Here is a 24,723-nt window from a genome sequence, read left to right on the forward strand (position 1 = left end):
TACTCTTGATTAATTGATCCGAAGCGCCGGTTTGCCGGGGCCTTGCCTTGATTTTTCAAACTTATTTTCAAGCATTCGGCTGAATAGACTCGAACGTCTTTTAAAGGACTATTCAGGTTGAAAGAAATGCCCATTTTGCTCGCCCCTGCAACGCCGGACAGTTTTCAGGGCCGCCACATCGAACACCTCAAGAACGCCCTGCCCGACTGGCTGACAGGCACCAGCCCGGCGCGCATCAGCGCGCTTGAAAGCGCAACGTTGCCCACTGCGCAACCCTATGCGCATGCCATCCCCCAGGCTCACCTGCCCCTCAGGCAGGCCATCGCCGAGCATTGGCGTGCGCAAAACACACTGGACAAACGCCTGGGGGATATCAACGACCTCTACACCTTCGCCGAGCCGTTGCTCAAAGCGGCATTGTTCACTGAGTACGGCGACATCGACGTCAAAAACACCTTTGTGCGCCTCTATACCGACGCCGCCCTGGCCTGGTGGACTGTCAACGTCAAAAAAGGCGTACAGAGCAAAACCCTGTCATTACTGGACGCTGCCCTGGGTAATTTTTCCGCTACCGACCGTTTTGTCGACTTCGCCTTTCTCAGCGCACAAGACCCGCGCGGGCAACAGGACATCCTGCACTTTCCCCATCGTCGTACGGGCGTGCGCCTTGGTGCAGAGACTTTCAAGAACATCTGCCGAAACCTCGACATCGGCGCTCGTTACCAGGCCCGTCTCCGGCAGCGGCTGGGATTCGACAACCCGCCCGTTGCGGTCGTGGTGCGCGATGAGGCTATCACCACCCACAAGGCCGCCCTCAACAGCGCCGCCCATCTGGCGCAACTCAAAGGCGACCTGCGCGCCGATGCATTGACGGCCGTGCAGGGCTTGATCGAACAACGCGCCGACGTGAGGCTCGATGGCCTGCCGATCAACAGTTACAACCTGAGCCTGCTGGACTGCCAACTGACCGGCATCCTGCTGTTCATGGCACAACCGGCCAATGGCCGGGTCATTGCCTATGTACCGGGAGACCCTGAACACCCCGTCAAGGAATACCCCGACCCCACTGCATTCGTCCGAGAACTGACCCGCCAGTTGAAGGGCGGCCCCGCGCAAACCACTGGCACCTACCCGCGTTTTTTCAGCCAGTTCGTGCCTCATCAACTGCGCGGCCGGTTTTTCGCGCAGCTCAGCGCGCGACTGAGCGCAGAGGCCGACCGGCCCAACCTGCAATTTCGCCTGCAAAACATCACCGAGGATTATCAAAACCGCGCGGACGACCCGGGCACCGATAATCTGTGGCGTTACCTCTACCGTGTCCACCTGAACAAGGTCGTCAATGACGCCAGGGACATGGCGGTGTCCACCGCCTACGTCGACCACCTGGCCCGGTGGGCCTGGTGGGATAACTTGCAGCAGGCGCTGTCGGACCTGCTCAATGCCGGCCTGTTGCTGATCACACCCTTTGTGCCCCTGTTGGGAGAACTGATGCTGGCCTACACCGCCTATCAAGTGCTCGATGAGGTGTTCGAAGGCATTGTCGACTGGTCCCAGGGCCAGCGCACGGAGGCTGCGCAGCACCTGCTCGGGGTGGCGCAGAACCTGATCCAGGCGGCGCTCTTTGCCGGCGCAGGAAAACTCGGTGAAATCCTCCCACTCGCGCCTTCCTCCTTTGTCGACGGCCTGCACCCGGTGCGAATGCCCAATGGTGGAGTCAAATTATGGAACCCTGACCTGCACCCCTACGCGCGACAGGAGCATGGCCTGCCTGCCGACGCGCTGCCGTCGCCGTCGGGCCTGCATGAGCATCAAGGCAAGCACCTGCTGGCACTGCACGGCGAACACTATGAGGTGCTCCCCGACGCGGATACCGGCGAGCATCGGATCAGCCACCCGACACGCGCGGATGCCTATCGCCCGCAGGTATTTTTCAACGGCGACGGCGCGGTATTGCACGAAGGGGAGCAGCCGCAGACCTGGGACAGCACCACCCTCATGCGTCGCCTCGGGCATCGGGTCGAAGGGTTCACCGATCGGCAACTGGCACAGATGCGCCAGGCCAGCGGCACCGAAGAGGCCGCGCTGCGCGCCATGCACCTGTACCATGAGCCCATGCCGCCACTGTTGGCGGGCACCCTCAGGCGCTTTGAAGCGCAGGCTTATCCGGCCATCGCCAGCGAAAAAATTCGCAGCGGCCGGCCGCTGGCGTCGGACCCTTCATCAGACTGGTTCATACAGACGGTCACCGAGCTGGACGGCTGGCCCGCTGATAAAGCCATCGAAGTGTTCCTCAACCCTGACTTGTCCGGACGCAGCATCAAGGTGGGCAACCCGCATGCTGCGTCGGCAGATACCTTGCCCCTCAGTTTCGCGCAAATGATGTCAGGTCAACTGCCCGAACATGTCCTGGGTTTTCTCGATGAAGCGGCGACCCGCCAACTGCTGGGCGGCGACATCGCCCAAGCGCAACGGGTGCAGCACCTGCGCGATCAACTGGCCGATCACGTGTTGCGCTGGCGCCGGGATTTCGCCGACAACGTGTACCGCCAGGTGTGGGAAATGACCGACGACCCGGAGCACTTGCTGTTGCGCCACGCCTTCCCCCACCTGGATATGGCCCTGCAGACGCGCCTGCTCGGCACCGCCAGCGGCCAGGAACACCTCACCATGGCCGCGCAACGCCTGCCCTTGCGCCTGCATAACCAGGCCCGTGAACTGGACGTGGCCGCGCAATCGGTGCAGGCCTTCGAAGGGTTTTATGCCGCGCCGCCCTTACCGGTCGCCACCGAGCGGATGGCCCTGAACACCCTCAAGGTGCACAGCGACAGCTTTGCCGACCTGCGCATTCAAGTCCGCGAGCAGACGCCCACCGGGTCCTTGCGTTGTGAGACCGGCCCTGTCGACGCCACGACCCGGCGGGTTCTGGTGCCGACCGCGCGTGGCTATGACCTGTTCGATGAAGCGGGCACACGGCTGTCTTCCCACACAGACCTGTACGAGGCGATCCTCGGCGCATTGCCCGCCGATAAAGCCCTGGCGCTGGGCTACCACCCCGGCCAGGGCGTGCCCTTCAAACAATGGCTGATGGACCGGCTGGCATCACTGGCCGAACGGCGTGCGGTGCTGGCCGAGCCACCGACCTACCGCCGGGCCGACCGGCAAACCGTGCAACTGCTGGGCGGCGCCGGTGTAGGCCGCTGCGCCGAGCCCCCGGTCGAGACCTCCGCTGACCTTGCCCGGCAAACCTTGCAACTGTTGTTTCCCACACTCAATCAACAGCGCATGGAACTGTTTATCGACAGCGTTCCGCCTCGACAGCTGCGCGGTCTGCTCAATGAGCTGACCGAAGAAAAACAACGCTTGCATGTCGAGCTGCACGCCTGGAAAGCCAGCCCGACCCAGCATGCCCGAGGCAGTCGGGAGGACCGTGCGGAACGGGCCAGGAGAACGCACCTGGGCGTTGCCGTCGAACGCTGCTGGGGCGACCGATTTGCAGAACACACCGATGCCTACGGCCATGTTCAAAGCGGTGCCCGCCTGGATCTGCACGACTGGACGTTGCCGTCGCCACTGCCTCGGCTGACGGCCAACTTCGAACATACGACCGCCCTGAACCTGAGCAACACCGAATTTGGCCCGCCCCACAGTGACTTCCTCAGGCACTTCCCCACCCTGCGCAGCCTGGACCTGCACGCCAACAGACTCATGGATGTTCCGCCGGCGCTGGCGCACATGCGCTGGCTTAAAGACCTCGACTTGAGCAGCAATGACCTGACGCTCAGTCCCGACGATGTACGTACCCTGAGAAAGGTCCGCCGCCTGGAACACCTCGACCTGAGCAACAACCCGCTGGTACTCACACCCGATATCAGCCTGATGCCTAACCTGCGCCACTTGGGCTTGAGCCGCACGGCAATCACCCAGTGGCCGGGCGGACTGTTTGCTCACCCTCGCGCCGACGATTTTGTGCTCGATCTGCGCGCCAACCCCATCGACGCGCTACCGGATGCCACCGCCGGTACACCCAACGCCCGGGTGATTGCCCGCACGCGCCTGGACCGAAACGCCCTGACGGCCCAGGCGCTTACCCACTACGAACACTACCGGACCGCCGCCGGACTGGACCCCAACCGCACCTATGAACCCATAGGCAACAGCGGCCCCTGGCTGCTGGAGGCTGACGCGCAAACCCGACCCATCGCCGAGCAGGTGTGGAACGCGGTCGAACGGGAAAACGGCTCCCAGGGCTTTTTCGAAGTGATCCGCTACCTTGAGCCTCCCGAGTTTGTTGAACAGGCCGAGGACCGCCTGCGCTATGAAGACAATCGCCGGGCCATGACGCAAAGGCTCTGGCGGCTGGTACGCGCCGCCCATGAAGACACCCCGTTGCGCGAACGCCTGTTCAAGATGTCCGGTTTCCCTGGCCTGTGCGACGACGCCGGCGCGCAGATTTTCAATGAGATGGGGATCGAGGTCATGGCCAGCGAAGCCGTGCGTTACTCACAAGACGCCGCCGAATGCGAAGACAAACTCGTCACCCTGGCCAAGGGCGGCGCCCGCCTCAAGCTGTTGGGCAAGGTGGTGGGCGAAGACATTGCCCAACGCGTAAGACCGGTGGCCGAAGGCGGGCTGGGCCAACGGTTCAGGTCCGACATGCGCGATGGCGTGCCCGGAGAGGTCGACGAAGTGGACGTGCACCTTGCCTACCAGACCGACCTGGCGACCAGGCTGGATTTGCCCTGGATATCCAACCACATGCTGTACCGCACAACGGCCAACGTCAGCGAGGAGCAGATCAACCAGGCCTACACCCGGGTGCTGGCGCTGGGCGAAGGCGACGGGCTCGTCAATCAAATGTTGCTGGAGCCCTATTGGGAACAGTACCTGCGCGACAGCCACGATCAGGCCTACCGCGACAATGAACAGCTGTACTCCACACGCTTCCTGCAACTCGATGACTTGCAGACCGCGCAGGCACAGTGGGCGCGATCTGACACCCTGACATCGGCACAAAAAGCAGTCCTGCGCGACACATTGCGCACTCTGGGCGAAGCGCTCCAACTCCCGGACAGTGTGGTATTTGCCGACGCGCCCATGTCCGATGACGTGTACAACGGGCTGCTCAACGATCTGGGATACAAGGAAAAGGAATGCTTACGCCAACTGACACGTCAGGCCCTCGCCCGTGACACGGGGCGCCGCAACCGCGCGTCGTGAGTGGGTACAACGCGGGCCTGGCCGCTTGAACCCTGACCCGCACCTTCAATAGTTACCGCCGCGCTCACTCGCCCTCGCCGCATGCTGATGGATCATTCCATCAGCATGAGGACAGTGCCAATGAGCACACCGACGCCCCCTTCGCCCTCACCCAAGCTTCAAGAAATACACACCCAGCTGCTTGAAATCGACCCGCAGTTGCGCACTCAAACCCGGCAGCCTGCCGTGTTACCCCCTGAACTGCTTGCGCTGGAAAAGCTCAATACCACCCTGATCAGCGCCAACAACGTCCTGCTGGAGAGGTCACGCAGTTTGTTTGGGGCATTGACGCAGGCGGACCTCACCCAAGCCGCCGGAAAAACACTGCTCGCCCAGCTCAAAACCGACCTGAACACACACCTGCGAGGCCTTGACGAAGCCAGCACAGTCAGTGGTCTGGGCCGCAAGAGCTATCTCGCCCAGACGGCAGGTCTTGGCGCGCTGGAGCAGCAGGCCAGGCTTGATGTGCGCGATTACCTGCTGGCCCCGGCAGAACAACGCATGGTTGAAGACTGCTCCCGGGGCGCGGATTATCGGCCGGGGATGTACTCGCTCAACTTCAGCTACCAGGACAAAACCGTGGAGTTTGCCGGGGCCTTTGTGCTTACGCGCAAATCCAGCCCGGTTGTGGATAACCTGACCTCGGGAGAGGACCTCGGCCAGGTGCTGTTGTTCACCCCAAACCGAGGCCTGGAGTCCTTCGATTCGCTGGCGCAACTCGACCAGCGACTCAAGCCGACGCTAGCGTTGCCGGCAGGCCACGAGGAGTTCTGCCAACACCTGCCGGTGCGTTATCAGGCGCTGGACGTCGACGATATCTGGCCACTGCAATTGCTGCCCATCAGCGGCGAGCCCTTGTTCGAACATACCTACAACGCGATCATCGACAAGCGCAGCCAGGACATCGAACGGGCATTGAGCCTGGTCGGAAACCCGCTGCACGAGGCAACGCTGCTCCAGTCGGCACTGGACGACGCGGTGAAGGCCGCACTGCCGGATTTGTCCTCGCGCCTGGCGTTCAGGCGCCAACGACTGCTGGAGCGCAGCGTGTACAACGGCCTGCCGGACTGGTATCGCCACGCGGCTGCGACGGACCAGCAAACCCTGAGTCGTTGCCTGCAGGATTACAATCAGGCCCGGGCGACCTATATCGAGCTGCTGGGGCCTGCCGCTTCGCCTCAGGCGCTGGCGCATTTCCAGCTGACCGAGTACCTGGACGAAGCGCTGGAAATCCACGACCTGAACCCGCTCCACCTGAACATCACCACCCGACGCCATGTCGCCCATGTCGGCACCTATGAGCAAACGCGCAGTCTGGCGCAATTAAGCCATGACGGGCTGCATGCGGGCGACGAGCTGCCCGGCTCTGATTTTTTGACCAACACCACCCTGACGTACGCGGGGGCGGCACTGCAAGGCGAGCATGCCGTGCTGAATGCGCAGAGCCTGCTCGAGATACTCCGCGAATCCGGCCTGCAACCGCGCCTGGACTTCGCCGCGCTGCAAAAACAAATGCAGACCGAAACCCGCTTCAGACAGGCGACTCGCGACCTGTTTGATCATCGCCTGGTGCTGCTGGCCTTTATCGCCCGCTTGCGAGGCGACCTGAGCCACGCGGACCATGCCTTGTTCGACACCTTGCGCGCCGGTACCAACCCGCTCCTGTGCGCACGCACCGTGCTGTTGCACGGCGCGCAACTCAAAGACCTGTGGCTATTGCGCGAGGTGGACGCCACCGGCCAAGTCCGGCGCTTGTTGCTGTGCACCCCGAACTCGCCGCGCGAGCGACAGTTCCAGGCATTCGCCACCGAGCGCGAATGCCAGGCGCATATCATCAGTTGGGCTGATGACCACACCCGGTCAGAGGGGCGCACCCTGCGCGACTACCTGTTGGAGCAATGCCCGCTGCGATTTCGGCCGAAGATGGGCACGTTCCTGGCAGGTCTGGGCTTCAAGCCCGACGCAAGGGAACACGAAGAGGTGACATTCGGCCCTGTGTGCTCGCACACGGTATGCCTGGACGCCATGGTCGTGCATTCGCAAAGCGCAGCGCAGGACGATTACGACTACAGCACCCCGCTCTGGTATCGCTCGGCCCAGCCGCCAGACCGAACCCGTTTGACCCGCCTTGCCGACGATGCCGCAGGTGCCTTGAGCACCTATGACGCCATGCCCGATTCGCACGCCAACTTCATCACCTTCGATGCCTATCTGCACGCCAAGGCCACACTCAGCCTGAACACGCTGCTGGGCCGTCCTCAGAATGATGTCGACCCTGACAGCGTGTTCGTGTCGGCGCCCTGGCCACTGCTGGGCGGCAAGCCGAAGCCCATTACCTATACGAGGCTGTACCGCGACGGTTACACGGACAACGTCGGCTTCATCGATCCGAAATTCTCTACCTCGGCCACGTTCAGCGGGCCGGCGGGCGTCGACCTGAGCCGCCTGACCCCGCAGAACGTGTCAAGGTCGGTGACCGGTGTCTGGATCGGTCGACGCTACACCGACGAAGTGCGCGCCAAATTGCAAAGCGCGAACAGCCCCGGATATGCCAGACGGCGCGACGCCACGCTGGCCATCACACAACTGCAGATGAAATACGCGGCGCTCGACTGCTGCCTGCGTGGCCATATCGCCCGGCTCGACCTGACCTGGCTGGAGCGAGCCATCGACGGCCTTGGCGACACGGCGGCTGCGACTCGCTCCACTTATCAGGTACACCGCCTGACGATTGACGGCGATTGGGTAATGGGCAACTACCTGTTCAGCCATGCAAACAACCCGGTGTTGCTCTACACCCCCAACGCACCCGACGGCATCGGCTTTCGTGAGGCGAAGCTGTTCAACTACTGGCTGAAAAAAGTCAACGGTGTGTCGGCTTACCTGCACGGTCGGGTGCCGGTCCAATCCCAGGCGCGGATCACCACGTTCCTGACGACTGCCCGCGATGGACTGCCCGAAACGATTGACCGCACCACCCCCAGCCTGGCGCGCTATGACAGGACAACGCCTGACACCACCCTGACCGACCTGCGCAACGATGTCTACAACAGGGTGCTGCAACGAAAAATAGACGATGTGACTGCCACCACGGTCAATCGCACAGAGATGATCATGGGGATTGTCTGGACGTGCGTCGAACTGGTCACCACCATCGCCACCATTCCATTCCCCGTGTTGAGCCTGGGCCTGGGTGGCTTGTTGGCCTTCAAGGACGCGATGCTCGCCATCACCGCCTACCAACAGGGCGACATGGCCGGCGCCTTGAAACACTTCATCGGCTACCTGGCCAATGTGGGCGGTGCTGTGTTGTTTGACGTTCGCCAGGCCCTTAAAGGCCCCTTCAATACATTGTCGATCAGACCGGTGACCAAAGCGCTGACACAGTCCACGCTGATCAATGATATCGACCCCGGTATTGCTGCCGGCATGAAACCCGTGATGTTCGATACCCATCAGTACTGGGTCAAAAACACACCGGATTCTCTGGGGCGGTATCTGCTGTTTCGCCATGACCCCGTCACCGAGCAAATGCAGTCGACTGCACGCCTGGTCAACCAGAACGCCGATGGCCATTGGGTTCGTTCCGGGGTTGCGGGAGGTGGCCGTAGAAAGACCTATACGCTACTCCAGGAGGAGGCCAACCAGTCCCTGGCGCGCTATGAAATTGCACCCGAGCAAGGCAAGTACTTCAGATCAGCGCTCAACCTTGAGTACGTGCGCACCATCACCAGTCATCCGGATGACACCATTGCGCAGGGCGCACGTGAAGGGGCCTATCTGGATTTGAAGCCTCTACGTGACAGCTACCGCAATCAGGTGAAACACCTGACTGAAGATACGCAGGCACTTTACGCCTCGCCTCCAGCACGCCCGGACCGCACCGGCTTGCCGGTACTGGCACCCGACTCCAGCCCGTCTACCGTACTGGCCGGCCTGTTCCCACTCAAGAAGCGGCTGATCATTGGCGCCTCCAACACCAGCGTTGCCAGCAAGCAGTTACTGATCGAAAACCTGCCGGCCCTGGCAGCGCAAGGACTCAAGCGCTTGCACATCGAAAACCTGCCGGCTGACGTTTTCCGCACCAAACTCAAAATCATCAATGGCGAAACCAAGGGCAACCTTGCGTACGCCTTGAAAAAGGTCGGCGACCATCTGGCGCGCGTCGATGCGAGTTTGGGCTGGGGCGCGGATGCGCCGTTTACCTTCCGTAAACTGATGCTCGAAGCCCACAGGCACAAGGTCGCAATCGACGGCGTGGACGCCTCGAGTTCTTATCATCTGGAACACGCGCTGGAGCTGTCTGACAAAGAGCGGTTTATCCCGCGCAACAGCCAGCTCAGAAATTTCTATTCCCACAAAGCCCTCGCGCAAAACGATCCCGATGATGGCTGGATCGCCCTGGTAGATCACAGTCGCATAGGCAGTACCGACGAGGTGCCGGGCCTGGCTGACTTGCAGAATGTCATTGCCTTGCGTGTGGATGATGCTACCCCTGGCCAGGCAGTGGGCCTCCTGCCTGATACATCCGCCGCCGCGCTGTCGCGGGGTGATTACAGGCTGACAATGGCCACAACCGCCCAAACCTTGCCGACGGCCGGCCCCTCAAGAGCGGTACCGGGCCCCCCATCACCGTCTCATTACCATGAGTTTGATCTGCCCGCGTCGTTCAAACCGGACCTGGACGAGATGGTGCATAGGCATGACAGCTTTGACCCCATCTACGGGCCTCGAACGGGAGACCCGTACCATCCGGCGCACCAGGCGTTCAAGCAAACACGCAGTCGCCTGGATGAAACCGCCAAACAGGCGTTGGCCGCCTACACGCCACTGCCACGCCCGGATTTCGCCGACCTTGCCACGGCGACCAGCGAGGAGGCGTTCATCACGCAGTTGTTTAAAAAGATACGGGGACTGGTTATCGGCGAGTCCCATCTTGATACCTACAGCAAACGGTTCCTGATCAAACACATGAAGCTGTTGAAGCAGGAGGGCGTGGAGACCTTGTACCTGGAGCACCTGCTCACCGATCTGCATCAGGCAGAGCTGGAGGATTTCTTGCGCATCAGCGAAATGCCGAAAAACCTCAAACGCTACCTGAGCGCGCAGGATGCCGGCCATATGCGCGGTTATACCGGGCCCGACACTTACACCAATGTGGTCAAAGCCGCGAACAAGGCGGGCATTCGGGTGCGGGCGCTCGACTGCACAGCCAGCTATCACGTCAAGCGCATGTACGGGGACAAGGCCCGCATGAACCTGTTCAGCTATTTCGCCAATGAGGTGATCAAGGCTGACCAACTGGCACAGGGCCCGCATCGATGGGTCGCGCTCATCGGGGATGCCCACTGTGACCTGCACCTGGGTGTCCCGGGCATTGCCCAATTGCAGGATGGCGTCAGCTTGAGGATACGCGATGTCCACCCCACCCAGGCATTGCCGCTGCAGCGGGGCGGATGGGAGTTCGTCGAAGGTCAGATCGGCTCCCCCGGAACAAAAACCCTGCGCAGTGACTTCACGTTGCACGTCGGTATTGCCGGTAAGCCCATGCCGTTTCCCAAGGCGGTGCCGGACCGCGCATGGCTGAGAAACGTCGACGAGTTCCTGATCGAGCAGCCTTCAGCCGCCCACGCCAATGTGCTCCACCGTTCCGAGAGCGGAGCGATTGTGTCCACCCCCATTCAAATTAACGATACCGGGGAATTTTTTGTCGAGCGTTGGCCGCAGTTGCAAGGCAGGTCCTATACGACCCTGGAAAACCTGGCGGCGCAGCTTAAGGCGGAGGTGAACCTGTCACCTGCCTCCAGGGCGGCCCGGCCAAGCGAGCTACTGCGACAGGTGAAGGGGACGTTGCCTGCCTTCTGATCGCTAGCCGACGCCTGTCGGCTGAAGCACCACTCAATGTCAACTTTTCACGTTTATTCCTGCCCGGCCCAAGTGCCGGGCAGCCCTTGACTGTTCCTTAAAAAGGCAACCTGACCATGCTATTGGAGTCTCCTTATCAACACGCTGCACGCCATGCAGAAACGGGTATTCACTTTGACTTGATCAAGCGTGCACTCCCCGCTTGGCTCAGCTCGACAACGCTGGCCCGCGTTCGCGCGGTGCAGGCCGCGAGCCCCTGCGTCTACACACGAATCACGTCTATCGACAGGCCCCTGAACACGGCTTCGACAGAGGCCATGGCCGAGCATTGGACAGCCCGGAACACGCTGGATGAAACATTCAAATACGTAAAAGACGTTTATACATTCGCTGAACCCCTGCTCAAAAAAGCCTTACGTGAATACGGCAACATTGATGTAAAAAACACCTTTATTCGTCTTTATGCCCCCGCTAAAAACAGCTGGTGGGCCATTGGCGTGCGCAAAGGCGTGACCAGCCGGACCGTATCGTTACTGGACGCAGCCCTGCATAATTTTTCTGCCGGCGAGCAATTTGCCGACTTTGCGTTCTTGTCCAGGGCGGACGCTCAAGGCCAGCAGAACATTCTCCAGCTCACCTCGCGCATCAACGGCCAGGCCTTGACCGCACTGGGCTTCAAAGACCTGTGCCGCAGCCTGAATATCGGCCTGCAATACCAGACGCGATTATTGAAAGTTTTGGGGTTCAACAATCAGGTGCAGGCCGATAAATTACGCCGCAGGGTGATTGCCTGCGATAAGGCGGCGCTGAAAAACGCCGCCTGTATCGCCCTGTCGCAAGGGCATATCCAAGACGATGCCCGGCAATTGCTCTTGGATATCGCCGAGGGCAAGCCGGCCCCGGCCCTGGGTGGCATTGCGGTGCAGTACTACAACCTGAGCCTGCTGGATGCCCAACTGAGCGGTATTGTGCTGATTGCCGCGCCACAAGGTCGCGACAAACACATCGAGCGCTTGCTGGCCTTCATCCCCGAAGACCCCGAGCACCCGTTGAAGGAGTACGCCTCGCCGGTCGAGTTCATGAACGAACTGACACGCCAACTGCGCGACAGCACCGCGACCCTCGATGAAAAGGGCCAGGCACTCTCCAAAGCCACCTACCGGCAATTCTTCAGTCAATTTGTGGACCATAAACAACGCGGATATTTTTTCGCCGAGCTGCAAAACCGCCTGTTCAAGGTGCAATGGCATCAGAAGAAACGCACCGACAGCGGCCCCAGCTGGCAAACCATCCCGGTTGACACGCCGCAGTTGCATTTCAGCGTGCAAAACATCTTTGACGATTACCAGAACCGCCCTCCGGCCGGCCATTCCGAACCCGATACGCTGTGGCATTACCTGTACCGGGTCAAACTCAACAAGATCGTCAACGATACCCGGGAAATTGCCATCACCACCGCCTATGCAGACCTGATGGCCCGCTGGGCCTGGTGGGACAACCTGGGCAAGATGCTCTCGGACATCCTTAATGCCGCGCTACTGGTGGTCACGCCATTCGTACCGTTCCTGGGGGAGTTGATGCTCGCCTACACCGCCTACCAGGTGGCCAACGAGGTATTCGAAGGCATCGTTGACTGGGCACAGGGTGACGGGCTGCAAGCGATTGCTCACGCCATGGAGGTGGCTCAGGCGGTGGTGCAACTGGGGGTTTGGGCGGGGGCCGGCGCGGTAGGCCAGACGCTTGCACTCACGCCGTCGCCCTTCGTCGAAGGGTTGCACCCGGTGGAACTTGCCGGCGGCGAAAAACGCTTGTGGAACCCGGACCTTTCGCCGTACCAGCAAAGCATCAGCCTGCCCAAAGGCACCCTGCCTGACGCACAAGGCTTATATCAGCATGCTCAAAAACACTGGCTGGCACACGCAGACAACCACTATCAGATCGAACACGACCCCCAACTGCCTCACCAGCGCATCGTGCATCCCCGCCGTCCACACGCCTATCAACCGAAGATACGCTTCAATGGCAGCGGTGCCTGGGTGCATGAAGGTGAACAACCCCGCAGTTGGGACGATCACACGCTGATGCGCCGGATCAGTCCCGCCACCCAGGCGCTGAGTACCGAGCAGCTCGAGCAGATCCGGGTCATCAGTGGCAGCGAGCCGGACCATCTGCGCCACATGTACGTGCGCAACCGACCCTCCGCACCGCTGTTGGCCGACAGCCTTGAACGCTTTCAAGCAGGCCGGTTTGCCGAAGAATCAGCCCGCAGGATGCGCACAGGCCAAACACTCGAGCCGTATTCCTATTGGTTCGAACAGGCCGTCACAGAACTCCCCGGCTGGCCGCCAGACAAAGCCCTGGAGGTATTTCACAACAGCGACCTGAGCGGCGAGTCGCGTAAATATGGCAACGCCGACGCCGCACCGGCAGATACCTTGACCATCAGCCTGGCCGACGTAATGGCTGCCAGGCTGCCGGAGCGCGTGCTGGATTTTTTCGACGAACAACAGATCACTACGTTACTGGGCGACAGCTTGCCCCCGGCCGAACAGGTGCAGGCGTTGCGCAATCGACTGGCGGACTACGTCGACGGCTTTGGCGGTCATATCGCCAACAGCCATTATCAATTGGGCCAAGTCAGCAGCGACCCGCACGTGGCCCTGCTGCGCCAGAGCGCTCCCGAGCTGCCAGTGAGCTGTGCCAACGCCCTGCTCAGGCAGGCTTGGCCGCAAGAGTCCACGGTGATGACGCACGAGCAGCGCCTGCCCTTGCGTCTCAAAAGCCTGGCACGCGAGCTGGACGTCGACAGCCAGGCCTGCCGCGCTGTCGAAGGGCTCTACCCGCATCATCAACCCTCGGTGCAAAGCGAACGGTTGGTGCTCAACACCTTGCGTCTGCACAGCGATGCGTTCGCCAACCTGAAAGTCGACCTGCGCAACGGCAGCCCCGGCGGCCCTTTACGCTGCAGCGTCGGCGATGCCAATGCGCCCCAGACCCGCACCCTGGTGCGCAGCACAGACGGGCACTATGCGGTGTTCGACGCCGATGCCAAGCCGCTGACCGCTGCCGCCACGCTGTACGAGTCCCTGCTCTGGACCCTGGCACAGGACCCGCAACGCGCGCCTCTCTTCGCCGTCGGCGAAGGTGAGCAACTGCGCCAATGGGTGATCGAACGCAATCAGACGCCCGCCGAGCGGCGCCTGGCCCTGGCCGACCCCACCGTGAGCAGGCGACCTGCGCCCGAGACCGAAGTGCTGCTGGGCGGCGGTGCCTCGTGCAAAATGTCCCGCGTCGACAGCTATGACATGCAGCCCAAAACCATTGAAGAGCGCATCAAGCTGTTACTTCCCGCAATGAGCAAAGACAGCGTTCGACGCCTGTCTATCACGCTGGGCACAGCCGAAGGCGAGCAAACGCTGACGCAGATGGAGTCGCAAAAACAGCAGCTGTTCCATCAGCTCGATACCTACATAAAAAGCCCGACGCGCTGGGAAAGCACCCTGCTGGAACCGCAAGTGCGCAAGCGTCGAGCGGAAGTCGCGACCCGCCTCTATGACGGCTGGAGCAATGGCCTGACGGTGCATCTGGACGACAGCTTCGAACACCGCGGCGGTATCGCCCTGGACTTGTTCAACACCCCCCTGCCCGACGACCTGCCCACCCTCAATGTGCCACTGAACCACATCAGCGACCTGGACCTGCGCGGTTGTGAATTTTCCGATAGCCATGCCGCCTTTCTCGACAATTTCCCGCATCTGCGCGACCTCGACCTGAGTCGCAACACACTCACCAGGCTGCCTGAGACCCTCGGCAAGCTCAAACGCCTGCGCCGTTTGTACCTGGAAGGAAATGCCATCGTGCTGGATGAGGCGGCCATGTCGACACTCGCCCGGCTCAAGCGCCTCAAACAGCTTGAAATGGCCGGTAACCCGCTGGGGCAGGCACCGGACATCCGCCAGATGCCGGCCCTGACCCTGCTGAACCTGCGCGATACACAGATAAACGACTGGCCCGCCGGGCTCATCGGCCAATCCCGCGCGCGCGGATTCCAACTGGACCTGAGCGAGAACCCGATCACCCGGTTGCCCCATGTCGCCCCAGGCTCGGATGATGCCGACATCATCGCCCGCACACGGCTGGACCAAAGCAGGCTCACCTCGGACTTTCAGGACTTGCTCGCCGAATACCGCGAGTCAGTGGGGTTGGACGCGCTGCGCACCTATGCGCCCAAAGGCCAGAGCGAACCCTGGCTGACCTACATCAAGCCGGCAGAGCGCGAGCGCCATCGGCAACTGTGGGAGGAGATTGAAAAGGAACCGGGCTCCCAGGGCCTGTTTGAAGTGATCGGATCGCTTGAGGAACCCGATGAGTTTCAAGCCGAGGAGGACCGCCTGGCCTACCAGAGCAATCGGCCGGAATTGAGCCAGCGGGTGTGGCGCCTGCTGCGGGCGGTCGAAACCGACAGCGACCTGCGCGAACGCGTGTTCAAGGATACCCGCTACCCCGGACTGTGCCCCGACGCGGGCGCGTTGATCTTTCAGAAGCTGGGGGTCGAAGTGCTTGCCAGTGAAGCCCATCGCACCAGCACATCACCAGAGGAACTTGAAGCCAGGCTGGTGGTGCTGGCCCGCGGCGCCGCGCGCGACGCGTATATGGGCAAAGCCATCGGCGAAGATATCGCCCACCGCCTCAAGCCCAAAGACCAGGGCGGGCTGGGGCAACGGCTATGGTCGCAGGTCATCGACGGCGAGCATGGCGAGGTCGACGAAGCGGGCATTCATCTGGCCTATCGCAGCAGCCTGGCGGACCGACTGGACCTGCCCTGGCTCTCGTCGCATATGACTTACCGCACACTGGCTGACGTGACCCCCGCACAGATCGACAAGGTCGCCGCAGCGGTCGAAAGGCTCGAAGAAGGTGACGGACTGGTCAATCAGATGCTGCTGGACAAAGGTTGGGAGCGTTACCTTGAGCAGCACCACCCCACCGCCAAATGGAACAATGACACCGCCTTTGACCGCAAGTACCTCCAGCTCGATGAACTACAGGCACTGCAAGCGCAATACGCTCAGTCGCAGGACCTGCCGCAGACCGATCGGCAAGCCCTGCAGGCGAAACTGCGCGACCTGGCGCAGGCGCTGGAACTGGATGAAGCCGGCGTATTATCCGGCAACCCGATGAGTGCGGCGCAGTACGATACAACCCTGAACGAGCTGGGATACCGTCACAATCAGTGGCTGCGAGACCTGACCCGCGCCGCGCTGAACCGGGCAGGCGCACGCAAGAACCGCACTTGACGGAATCGAAGGCTCAGGGCGCCAGAAAGTCGAACATCAGGTGCACCGTGCCGTAGTAGGCACCGCCCTGGTAGCCCCCCTCGGGCTCGATCGGAGCAATCTCCAGCTCGACGCGCCGGCCCATGCCCGCCTCGTCAGCGCTGAGTACCCGGGTCGAGTCCAGGGTCAGGGGCACCCGGTTGAACAGCACGCGCAAATCAATACGGTCGCGGCCGCTCAACAAATAGGGCGTGTCCCCTAGGCGCGCGGCCACGCCGCCATTGAGGTTCTTCACGTCGAAGTTCTTGCGCAGGCGTCCGAGCCTGGAGGTGGCCAGGTCCCATGCCAGTACCTGGTCCTGCCCCATCCAGTCGGGTTCGGAGGGCAACACATAGGCCTCATGAACAGGGATAGTCACCGACACCTCAAAACTGTGGCGCTCCTGAAACGCCTGTGCCGGCCCGCCGATGAACAACGTTGCGACCAACCCCGCCCATACCGTCAGTTGCTTGAACATTGTCATCACCCGTTGCTGTTGACCGTCATCGGTTTTTTGTCGCGGCCTTCAATCATCTGGAAGCGGTACTCGCGGCCAGGTTTCTTCTCCAGCGTCCACTGACGGCCCGGCAGGATGTGGTGCTTGGTGGTGGCTTCGCAGTCGGTTTTTTTCGCCACCGAACAGTCCCGGAATTCGTCGAGCACCACCACACTGTTTCCGGCATTGCGCAGGGTGTACTGGCTGGCTGTCTCGACAACCTTCGTATCGAAGCGGGTGTCCTTGGGTCGCACGAAAAACACGGTGCCGTAGCCGGCCATGATGTTGACCCCGGCCGCCAAGTTCTTTCTGTACGCGTCACGCTCGACGTCGGTGACGGCAAAGTCGTCGTCCTTTTCCGGTATTACCGGGATGAAGCGCACCCGGAAGTAACGCTCTTTGTCGCGCTGGCCCATGTACAGCAGACGGGTGCCCTGGCGCCCGCCCGCCGGGACGATCAGCCGCGCCGGGCTGGCCATCAGACCGTCGCGGCTGGTGGCGCCACCCTTGTCATCGGCCAGGGAGGCGATCGGGATTTCCCTGGACGTGCCGTCGGCGCTGTAGACGATCTCCAGCACATTGACCTTGATAAAGGCGGTGCTGGTGCCCCCATTGAACACCCGCTTGAGGTAAGAACTGCGGTCACCTTCCAGGTAGTCGTACACCACGCCGACATTGATCGCCGGCCCGGCCTGTGCCGCCCACGACATCAGCAACAGCCCAGCCACTAACACTGCATGTTTCATGTTTGCTTACGCCTCATTGATTGAACGCGGCTCACCGCCCGCTGCGGCAGCCGATATGCGGGCAATGCCCGCTAGACTTCCGAATCCCAGATCACCGTGGCCACGCCGGAATAGGTACTGCCGGGTTTCTTGAGCATGTCGGCGACATCATCCCTGGCCACTTCGAAATGCAACTTGCCCTCGCGGTTGTTCACGTATTGCGTTGGCTGGAACAGTTCGGTGCCCACGCCGTCGAGGCGCAGGGGCAGCTTGTTGACGCCTTGGTCGTGCTGGTCACGCAAGCCATAGGGCAGGCTCACGGCCACTTGCAGCGGCACTTCGTCACCGTCGCTGTTGCGCAGGCCGCAGGTGTTGCCGATGACCAGGCCACACTCAAGGGTCATCTTGAAACGTGAGCTGGCGGAAATCGCAAAGGTCTGGTCGCGCCACAATCGCGACGGGCGCCGCCCCTGGTTGAGCCAGGCTTGCCAGCCGCCCTCGGGGAGCAGCTCGACGCGATTGGCGCCGGCCGGCAGGTCGACCTTGAGCACGTGTTCCACCGACAGGATGAAATTGAAGGTCAGGGCCGTTTCGTCGGGGATCATGGCGTTGCCGAAATCCATATCACCGCCCGGCCCCATGGTGTAGGTGATGGAGCCTTCATAGGTACCGGCGTCCATGCCCAACGGGTTTGGCGTCTTGAGTTCATAACCGTACTCAAGCGAGCTGTAGCTCAACCGCGGAATCTCCACACCGTTGGTGACGCTGCAGGCGCCGGCGTTCTCCGGGACGATCCAGAAAAACAACGCGAACGCGGCTCCTGCCGCAATGTAATTGATCGGCATACACGGTGCGGGCGCCCCTCGCCAATAAGTGCTCCAACCCACACCTGGCGTCGCCCAGCCGGACACGCCCGGAGGGTAGGAAACATTCCACCGGCCACCGATACCGGCAATACGCATCTGCACCGTCTCCGTGCGACCGGTAACGGCGTGTTTCACTTGCAGGTCGCGAAAGGCCGACGGCACCTTGAAATAAGCACTCTGGCGTGGATCCTCGGGGAACGCCGGTATTGGCCCATTGGAATAGGCCCGGAACGCAGTGTTACGAATACTGAAGGTATTGACCGCCTCGCACTTGGCTGGAACGTGCCAGGGACATAAGCCACTTTGCGGCGTGGTGTTGACGAATTTGTTGTTCGTCGGGTTGGCCGGATCGGGGCGAAACACCGCCGTGATCTGCTCGACAATAGCCAGCGCCGGCAGGCTGTAAGCGCCTAGAGCCAGCGCTAACGCACACAGGCCCAGGCGTTTTTTGGTTGCGGTAATCAAGGTCATGAACTCCAGTTTCAACCGCCGTCAACCGGCGGTTTCGGCGTGATAGGTCGCTTCGGCCAAGGTGTCCGGCGTGCAGCGCAAGTCACCAATCATCAACACGTCGTTTTCGTTCGGCGCATTGCTTGGGTCCAAACGAAACTGGCAAAGCAGCTGGTTTTGGTAGCGCACTTGCAAGGTGGGCGCGCTGGAACTCATTTCCATCGAGAAAAATCCGTCCACCTCGCTGACCCCACGGCTGGCGTGATTGATCACGTGATGCCCCTTGAGCGGTGCTCCGCGCTCGTCCAGCAACCGCCCAAGCACAGTGACGGTTTTCATCACGGTGATTTTTCGATAGTCCACACCGCCTTTGTTCAGGTGATAGCTGGCGCGGGTTGGTTGAATATTGGCCGCCGGCGGGTGGTTGCCTTCAAAGTCGAAACTCACGCTGCTGCTCTTGTAGGCCGAGACCGGCACGTAGTTGCGCCCCGGCCGCAGGATCGCACCGCCACCACCGAGGTCGTCGGCGCGCAGTTCGATTGCGTCAAGGTCGGTTTCAACGTCGATGATCATCCCCGCACCGTTACCCTGGTACTGGCTGCTCAGCAACATCTTGCCGGCACCGGCAACGAAGGTGCTGTTGAGGTTCAAGCCACCACTGAGGTCACCGTTGAAGGAGCTGCGCTGCACAAAGCCGTCACCGCTGACCGCGCTGGTATTGAAGCTGGCCATGCCCGACAGGCCAACGCCGTAGGTATCGGTGATGGCGGTCGCGGAGACGCTTTGCAGCATGTGGTCGGTGAGGTCCTGGCGCACCGTCACCGAGGCATTGTTGTCGCGCCCGCCGTCTCGGGCCGTGCGGGTGCCGATGCTGCCGGAAATCTGCCGGCCTTCAGTGCCCAGGTTGACACTCACGCTCACATCCACGCCACGATTGCGCGCGTCGTTGGTGCCGGCGCTGCCGGGCCGGTCGAACACCGAGAATCGCCAGTTGGCGTCGCTGCCGAACAGGTTGTCGTGGCGACTCCAGCCCAGGTCCAGCCCGGCCCCCTCGATATTGCCCTCACTGTGGGACAGGCGCATGTTCAGGGTGTTTTTCGCGTCGAGCCGGTGGTTGACCGACAACGCGGTGTTGCTGGCCTCGCCCACGAAGGTATTGCGGCGCAGGCGCGTACCATCCGGTAGGGTTTCGTACGTGTCACGGGTGTCCAGCCAGCTGCGGTTATGGCTGAACACCAGGTTGGTCGAGCCCAGGGTGTAGAGCCCTTGCAGGTCCAGGCCGGTGCCATGTTCCTGGGTCTGGTACAGGTTGGCATAGACGCTGGTGTTGTTGGCCACCGTCCAGTCCATCGACCCGCCGTATTGCAGCTGCTCGCGCACCTGGCGGGCCGACAGGCCGAGGATCACGCGCGGGTGCACCAGGTAATTGAGCGACGCTCCGGCCGTCACCGCGCCCGAGGCCTGCTCATCCCAGTTGCTGAGGAGCTTGGTCTCGCGTCCGGCAAATACGTTGTAGCGCCAGCGGTCTTCGGCGTTGCGCCAGTTGCTGGGTTTGTACACCAGTTCCTGGGTGGTGCTGGTCGTCAGGCCGTCCTCCACCAGGCGCACTTCAACCTCATAGATGCCGCCGGGCAGTGGCCGGGTATCCAGGGTTTGCAGCCCGGCCGCCACGGCCTGGGTGTTGATCAACAAGCCGTTGCGGTAGATCTCAACCGCTGCCTGGCGGTTGGCGGTTACGTAGATCGGATACACGCTGGGTTTGGAGTTGTTGATGGCCAGGCTGTCGGAACTGCCATACATCAGGCCCACCGCCGTATCGGGGCTGGCACCGAAGCTGCGCAGTTGACGGGTCAGGCCATCGGAATTGGGGGTGAAGTGGCCGAGGCGGAAAAACTGCCCTTCCAGTTCACGCTGGGTATACAGCTCATGGATCGCATGGCGTACTTGTTCCTCATCGCCACTTTGCCGCGCCAGTTGCAGGTTGAGCACCTGGCTCCAGTTGCCGAGGCTTGAACTGGCTTGCAAGCCGTAGCGTCCGCCCAGGCTGTCTTCCTGGCTGCCGTTGAGGTTGAGCTGGTTGTTGATGATCAACCCGAGGCTGCCGCCTTGCGGCTGGTCGTAGAAGCGCGGGGTGTCATCACTGCGTTCGACGTCCTGGGTGAGGATCGCGAGCTGGGAGTTTTCCAGGTTGTAGAACGCCGAGATCATCTTCTCCGGGCAGGTCTGGGTGCAGGCGCCCAATGCCACGCCGTTCTCCAGCAGCGCCTGCCAGGTATCACGGGTGGCGGCCGGGACTTTGCTGTCGCCGGTATCGGTAAATTCGAGCAGGGTCACACGGTCATCCCGCGACAAGACGATCAGCGCCTCGCCCAGCAGTTGCCGATCGAGATCCACGCGCACCGCCAGCGGCACGTCGAAAAAGTGATCGCTGAACCCCGCGGGCAGGCCTTGGGCCTGGGCGATCAGACTGCCGGGGGTTGCAGCGCCGGAAGCAGCAGGTGCCGCCAACGCACTCGTACACATCAGCAGCACAAGCGCAGCCGCGATAGGCGTCATCGGAAACATGAACGGATACCCTGAATGCCAAGAGAGAAAAAATCAGGTCGGCGGACAGAGAACGAAATCAGCCGACCTGCAAGCAAATGCCCGTGGTCAACGGGCATGCATTGGCATCAAAGCGTCGGCAATACGGCGTCGAATACCACCGGCATCACTGCGGTGTAGGAGCCGCGTTGAGTGGCGGTAGGCTTGGCCGCGACGATGCGCATTTCGGCGCCCACGCCTGGGGTGGAGTCGGCTTCGTTGACCACTTCCTGAGGCGTGCCGGTCAGGGTGACGCCGTTGAGGCTGGTGGTGAGCGCGATGTTCTGCGCAGCGTCACCATTGAACAGTACAGCCGGGCCGCCTTCGATGTAGGCGTGTACCGAACCGTTGGTGTTCTTGATGTCGTAGATCGCGCTCAGGGGCGCCAGCTCGCCGCTGACCAGGTTATAGGTCATGGTTTCGTCACGACCCCAGTTCGGGTCACGCGGTTGTGCGTGGAAAACGGTGGTCGGGATAGTCGCCTTGATGTTGACGGTATGGCTGGCTTCTCCGGCAGCAAAGGCTGTTACCGAGGAAGACAGGGCCAGAATAGCCAGAGGGGCAGCAACAGCAAACTTTTTGAACATGGAGTCAATACCTGTAGTTGGAAAACTTATTGATTTTTTCGTCGCCAAGAGCATCCTCGAACAACGAACAACCGCGCCGGTTAGTTGCACCGTGCGCTGCCAGGCAATAATCGACCCAAACTAAAAGCAGGTATGCAGGCGCATTCCAATATACGCGTAGCCCTTGTAAACAGGCGCCGCGTGAAAAAGATGGCATTTTGCCAAAACTTTAAAAGTGTCCGTAGGAATTGAACTACATGCGCATAATACAGGGGGCGTGAAACATCGAAAGGACGTGCACTAGACAAACAAAACAAGTTTCAAATAATCACGCACATCGGCGCACATTCGAGCATCAGCTCTAATTAAAGTTATAACTCTAATTTGATTATCCTCCAAGCAGCTTTCAACTAAAGGCCGTTGCACGCCGTGCGCAAACCTGGCCCTGACCGCTGGTCGGCAGAGACTGGCGCACACCACAAGATATATCTTAAGTTATATCTAAATGAGCGCAGAGGAGGACCATCATGAAGCCTGAACATCGCGGTGACTTTGAAAAACGCGGCGGTCGCGGCCCACGGGTTTTCGCCCCAGGCGACCTGAAGCTGTTGCTGCTGGCGCTGATCGCCGAGCAACCCTGCCATGGCTACGACCTGATCCGCCGCATCGAAAACCTCTTCGACGGTGCGTACAGCCCCAGTCCCGGCGTGATCTATCCCACCCTGACCTTCCTCGAAGAGAGCGAGTTGATCAGCGGTGACGCCCAGGGCGGGAAAAAACACTACACAATCACCGACGCCGGTCGTCTCTTTCTTAACGAGCAAGCCGTTGCCCTGGACGGCGTGCGCATGCGCATCGACGTCAGCAAACGCTCGCTGCGCGGCCACGACCGCCCACCGGAAATTCACGAGGCGGTGCACAACCTGCGCCATGCCCTGCATTCGCACCACGGGCGCTGGAGCCCGGAAGAAATCGTTCGTGTCGCGGCGCTGCTCAATCGCACCGCTCAAGCCATTGCCGACGGGAGAGATCAATGAACACACACACCATCCATCGCGTGACCCACGAAATCAAACGCCGCCGCCTGCAGGTAATGCGGGTAGTCGATATCACCCCACGCATGCGCCGCATTACGCTGGGTGGGCCGGAACTGGCGGGGTTTGTCAGCCTGGGCAGTGATGATCACATCAAGCTGCTGTTCCCGCAGAACGCCGCCGAGCAAGCCGCGCTGGAAAGCCCGACCTTCAGCATCAAGGGCGACGGCCCGCAACCTGCAATGCGCGATTACACGCCACGGCGTTTCGACCTGGACACTGGCGAACTGGATATCGACTTCGTGCTGCACGGCGACGGCCCGGCGTCGACCTGGGCCGAGCAGGCGCAAGTCGGCCAGCACCTGCATATCGGTGGGCCACGGGGTTCGATGATCGTGCCGGATATCTTCGACAGCTACCTGCTGATCGGCGATGAAACCGCCCTGCCCGCCATCGGGCGACGCCTGGAAGAATTACCCGCCGGGCGCAGGGTGCTGGCGGTGATTGAAATTGCCGATGGCGCCGAGCAACAGACACTGGAAAGTGCGGCGGATGTTGAAATCATTTGGGTGCTGCGTGGCCAGGACGACCTGCTCGACGTGGTACGCAACCTGACGCTGCCCGGCGGCACGCTGTACAGCTTTGTCGCGACCGAAACCAAGGTGTCGCGCCAGGTGCGGCGGGTATTGCTGGAGACGCACAAGGTCAACGAGGAATACCTCAAGGCCGTGGGCTACTGGCGCGCGGAAGGCAGCGACGAAGATTAACCTGTGGGAGGCGGCTTGCCCTGATGCCAGTCAGTTAAGCGTACACCGCCCTCTGTAGGAGCGAGCTTGCTCGCGAAAAACGTCAACGATAACGCGTACTTTCTGAATGAGCGCGGTGCCTGTGACTGTTTCGCGAGCAAGCTCGCTCCTACAGACATTGATCGTGCCCACTTTAAATCGAGCGTGGTTTGAGGCGTTTATCCAGCCCCACTAACGCCAGCGCAATGACGATGAACCCCGCCAAAATCCCCCCCGCATTCACGAACACCTGTGGATAACCCAGGCTGTCCACGTCCATGAACGGGTACTGATACTGCCCAAGCAAATGCCCGCGCAGCAGCACATAACCAAAATACACCACGGGGTAAATCACCCACCCGGCGATGTGCTTGAGCTGCAAGGTGCCTTTGGGCACGCAGCGCCACCAGTAGATCAGAAACAGCAGCGGCATCACGTCATGCAGCAATTCATCGGCGATGAACTGAAAGCCTTCGGGGCTCCATAAATGCCGTAGCAGCAGGTTGTAGGCCAGGCTCACCACCACGATGCTGGTGGCAATCGCGCCGCAGATGCCGGGCTTGAGGAAGAACCGTCTGGCGGCGGATTCGCGGGTGACCAGCGCGTAGCTCAGCACCACGACCACCAGCGTATTGGTCAGCACCGTGAAGAAACTGAAGAAGCTGATCAACCCGCCCAGCAGGCTCGCGCCGCTGGACCAGCGCGAATACAAAATCAGGTATTGCTGGATCGCCAGCCCCACCCAACCGGCGAGCGCGGCCGCTGCGACATAACGCTTCATG

11 protein-coding genes are annotated in these 24,723 nt (G+C 61.3%); 5 read left to right on the forward strand and 6 right to left on the reverse strand.

The features are described from left to right. Nucleotides 1-126: 126 nt before the first annotated feature. From J1G34_RS20320 to J1G34_RS20330, 3 genes are all read left to right on the forward strand, one after another. Nucleotides 127-5,217 carry a dermonecrotic toxin domain-containing protein gene (locus J1G34_RS20320; RefSeq protein ID WP_222994545.1) on the forward strand — a complete coding sequence of 1,697 codons (5,091 nt, stop codon included), beginning with the start codon at nt 127-129 and terminating at the stop codon, nt 5,215-5,217. A gap of 120 nt (nt 5,218-5,337) precedes the next feature. After that, nucleotides 5,338-11,121: a membrane-targeted effector domain-containing toxin gene (locus tag J1G34_RS20325; protein ID WP_222994546.1), complete on the forward strand. Its 5,784-nt coding sequence runs from the start codon at nt 5,338-5,340 to the stop codon at nt 11,119-11,121. Nucleotides 11,122-11,438: 317 nt separating this feature from the next. Next, on the forward strand, nt 11,439-16,418 hold the full coding sequence (locus J1G34_RS20330) for an NEL-type E3 ubiquitin ligase domain-containing protein (protein WP_262411887.1): 4,980 nt from the start codon (nt 11,439-11,441) through the stop codon (nt 16,416-16,418). A 13-nt stretch (nt 16,419-16,431) separates the two neighbouring features. On the opposite strand, the gene J1G34_RS20335 is transcribed toward J1G34_RS20330, so the two are convergent. The 5 genes from J1G34_RS20335 to J1G34_RS20355 all read right to left on the reverse strand — a co-directional run bounded on the left by J1G34_RS20335 (nt 16,432) and on the right by J1G34_RS20355 (nt 22,143). Then, nucleotides 16,432-16,914 (reverse strand): CS1 type fimbrial major subunit, encoded by a 483-nt coding sequence (locus J1G34_RS20335; protein WP_222994548.1) that lies wholly within the window; start codon nt 16,912-16,914, stop codon nt 16,432-16,434. Between the two features lie 5 nt (nt 16,915-16,919). Continuing rightward, nucleotides 16,920-17,678: a molecular chaperone gene (locus J1G34_RS20340; protein WP_222994549.1), complete on the reverse strand. Its 759-nt coding sequence runs from the start codon at nt 17,676-17,678 to the stop codon at nt 16,920-16,922. A 71-nt stretch (nt 17,679-17,749) separates the two neighbouring features. Next, on the reverse strand, nt 17,750-18,994 hold the full coding sequence (locus J1G34_RS20345) for a hypothetical protein (RefSeq protein WP_122462525.1): 1,245 nt from the start codon (nt 18,992-18,994) through the stop codon (nt 17,750-17,752). A 21-nt stretch (nt 18,995-19,015) separates the two neighbouring features. Then, the gene (locus tag J1G34_RS20350; protein ID WP_222994550.1) at nt 19,016-21,538 is read right to left on the reverse strand and encodes a CS1-pili formation C-terminal domain-containing protein; all 2,523 of its coding nucleotides are present in this window, start codon (nt 21,536-21,538) and stop codon (nt 19,016-19,018) included. A 107-nt stretch (nt 21,539-21,645) separates the two neighbouring features. Beyond that, a complete protein-coding gene (locus tag J1G34_RS20355; RefSeq protein WP_065895711.1) occupies nt 21,646-22,143 on the reverse strand; it encodes a CS1 type fimbrial major subunit in 498 nt (165 codons plus the stop codon). 506 nt (nt 22,144-22,649) lie between these two features. Here J1G34_RS20355 and J1G34_RS20360 point away from each other — a divergent pair. Further along, nucleotides 22,650-23,159, forward strand: a complete 510-nt coding sequence (locus J1G34_RS20360; protein ID WP_065895712.1) for a PadR family transcriptional regulator — start codon at nt 22,650-22,652, stop codon at nt 23,157-23,159. Next, nucleotides 23,156-23,923, forward strand: coding sequence for a siderophore-interacting protein (locus J1G34_RS20365; protein WP_222994551.1), 768 nt, complete (start codon nt 23,156-23,158; stop codon nt 23,921-23,923). Before J1G34_RS20360 ends, J1G34_RS20365 begins: the two co-directional genes overlap by 4 nt. Nucleotides 23,924-24,095: 172 nt before the next feature. Here the strand turns inward: J1G34_RS20365 and J1G34_RS20370 are convergent, their stop codons facing one another. Further along, on the reverse strand, nt 24,096-24,722 hold the full coding sequence (locus J1G34_RS20370) for a Pr6Pr family membrane protein (RefSeq protein ID WP_065895714.1): 627 nt from the start codon (nt 24,720-24,722) through the stop codon (nt 24,096-24,098). Nucleotide 24,723 lies beyond the last annotated feature (1 nt).

The sequence above is a fragment of the Pseudomonas sp. Wu6 genome (assembly GCF_019891515.1).
In the GTDB taxonomy this organism is placed as follows: Bacteria; Pseudomonadota; Gammaproteobacteria; order Pseudomonadales; family Pseudomonadaceae; genus Aquipseudomonas; species Aquipseudomonas orientalis_A.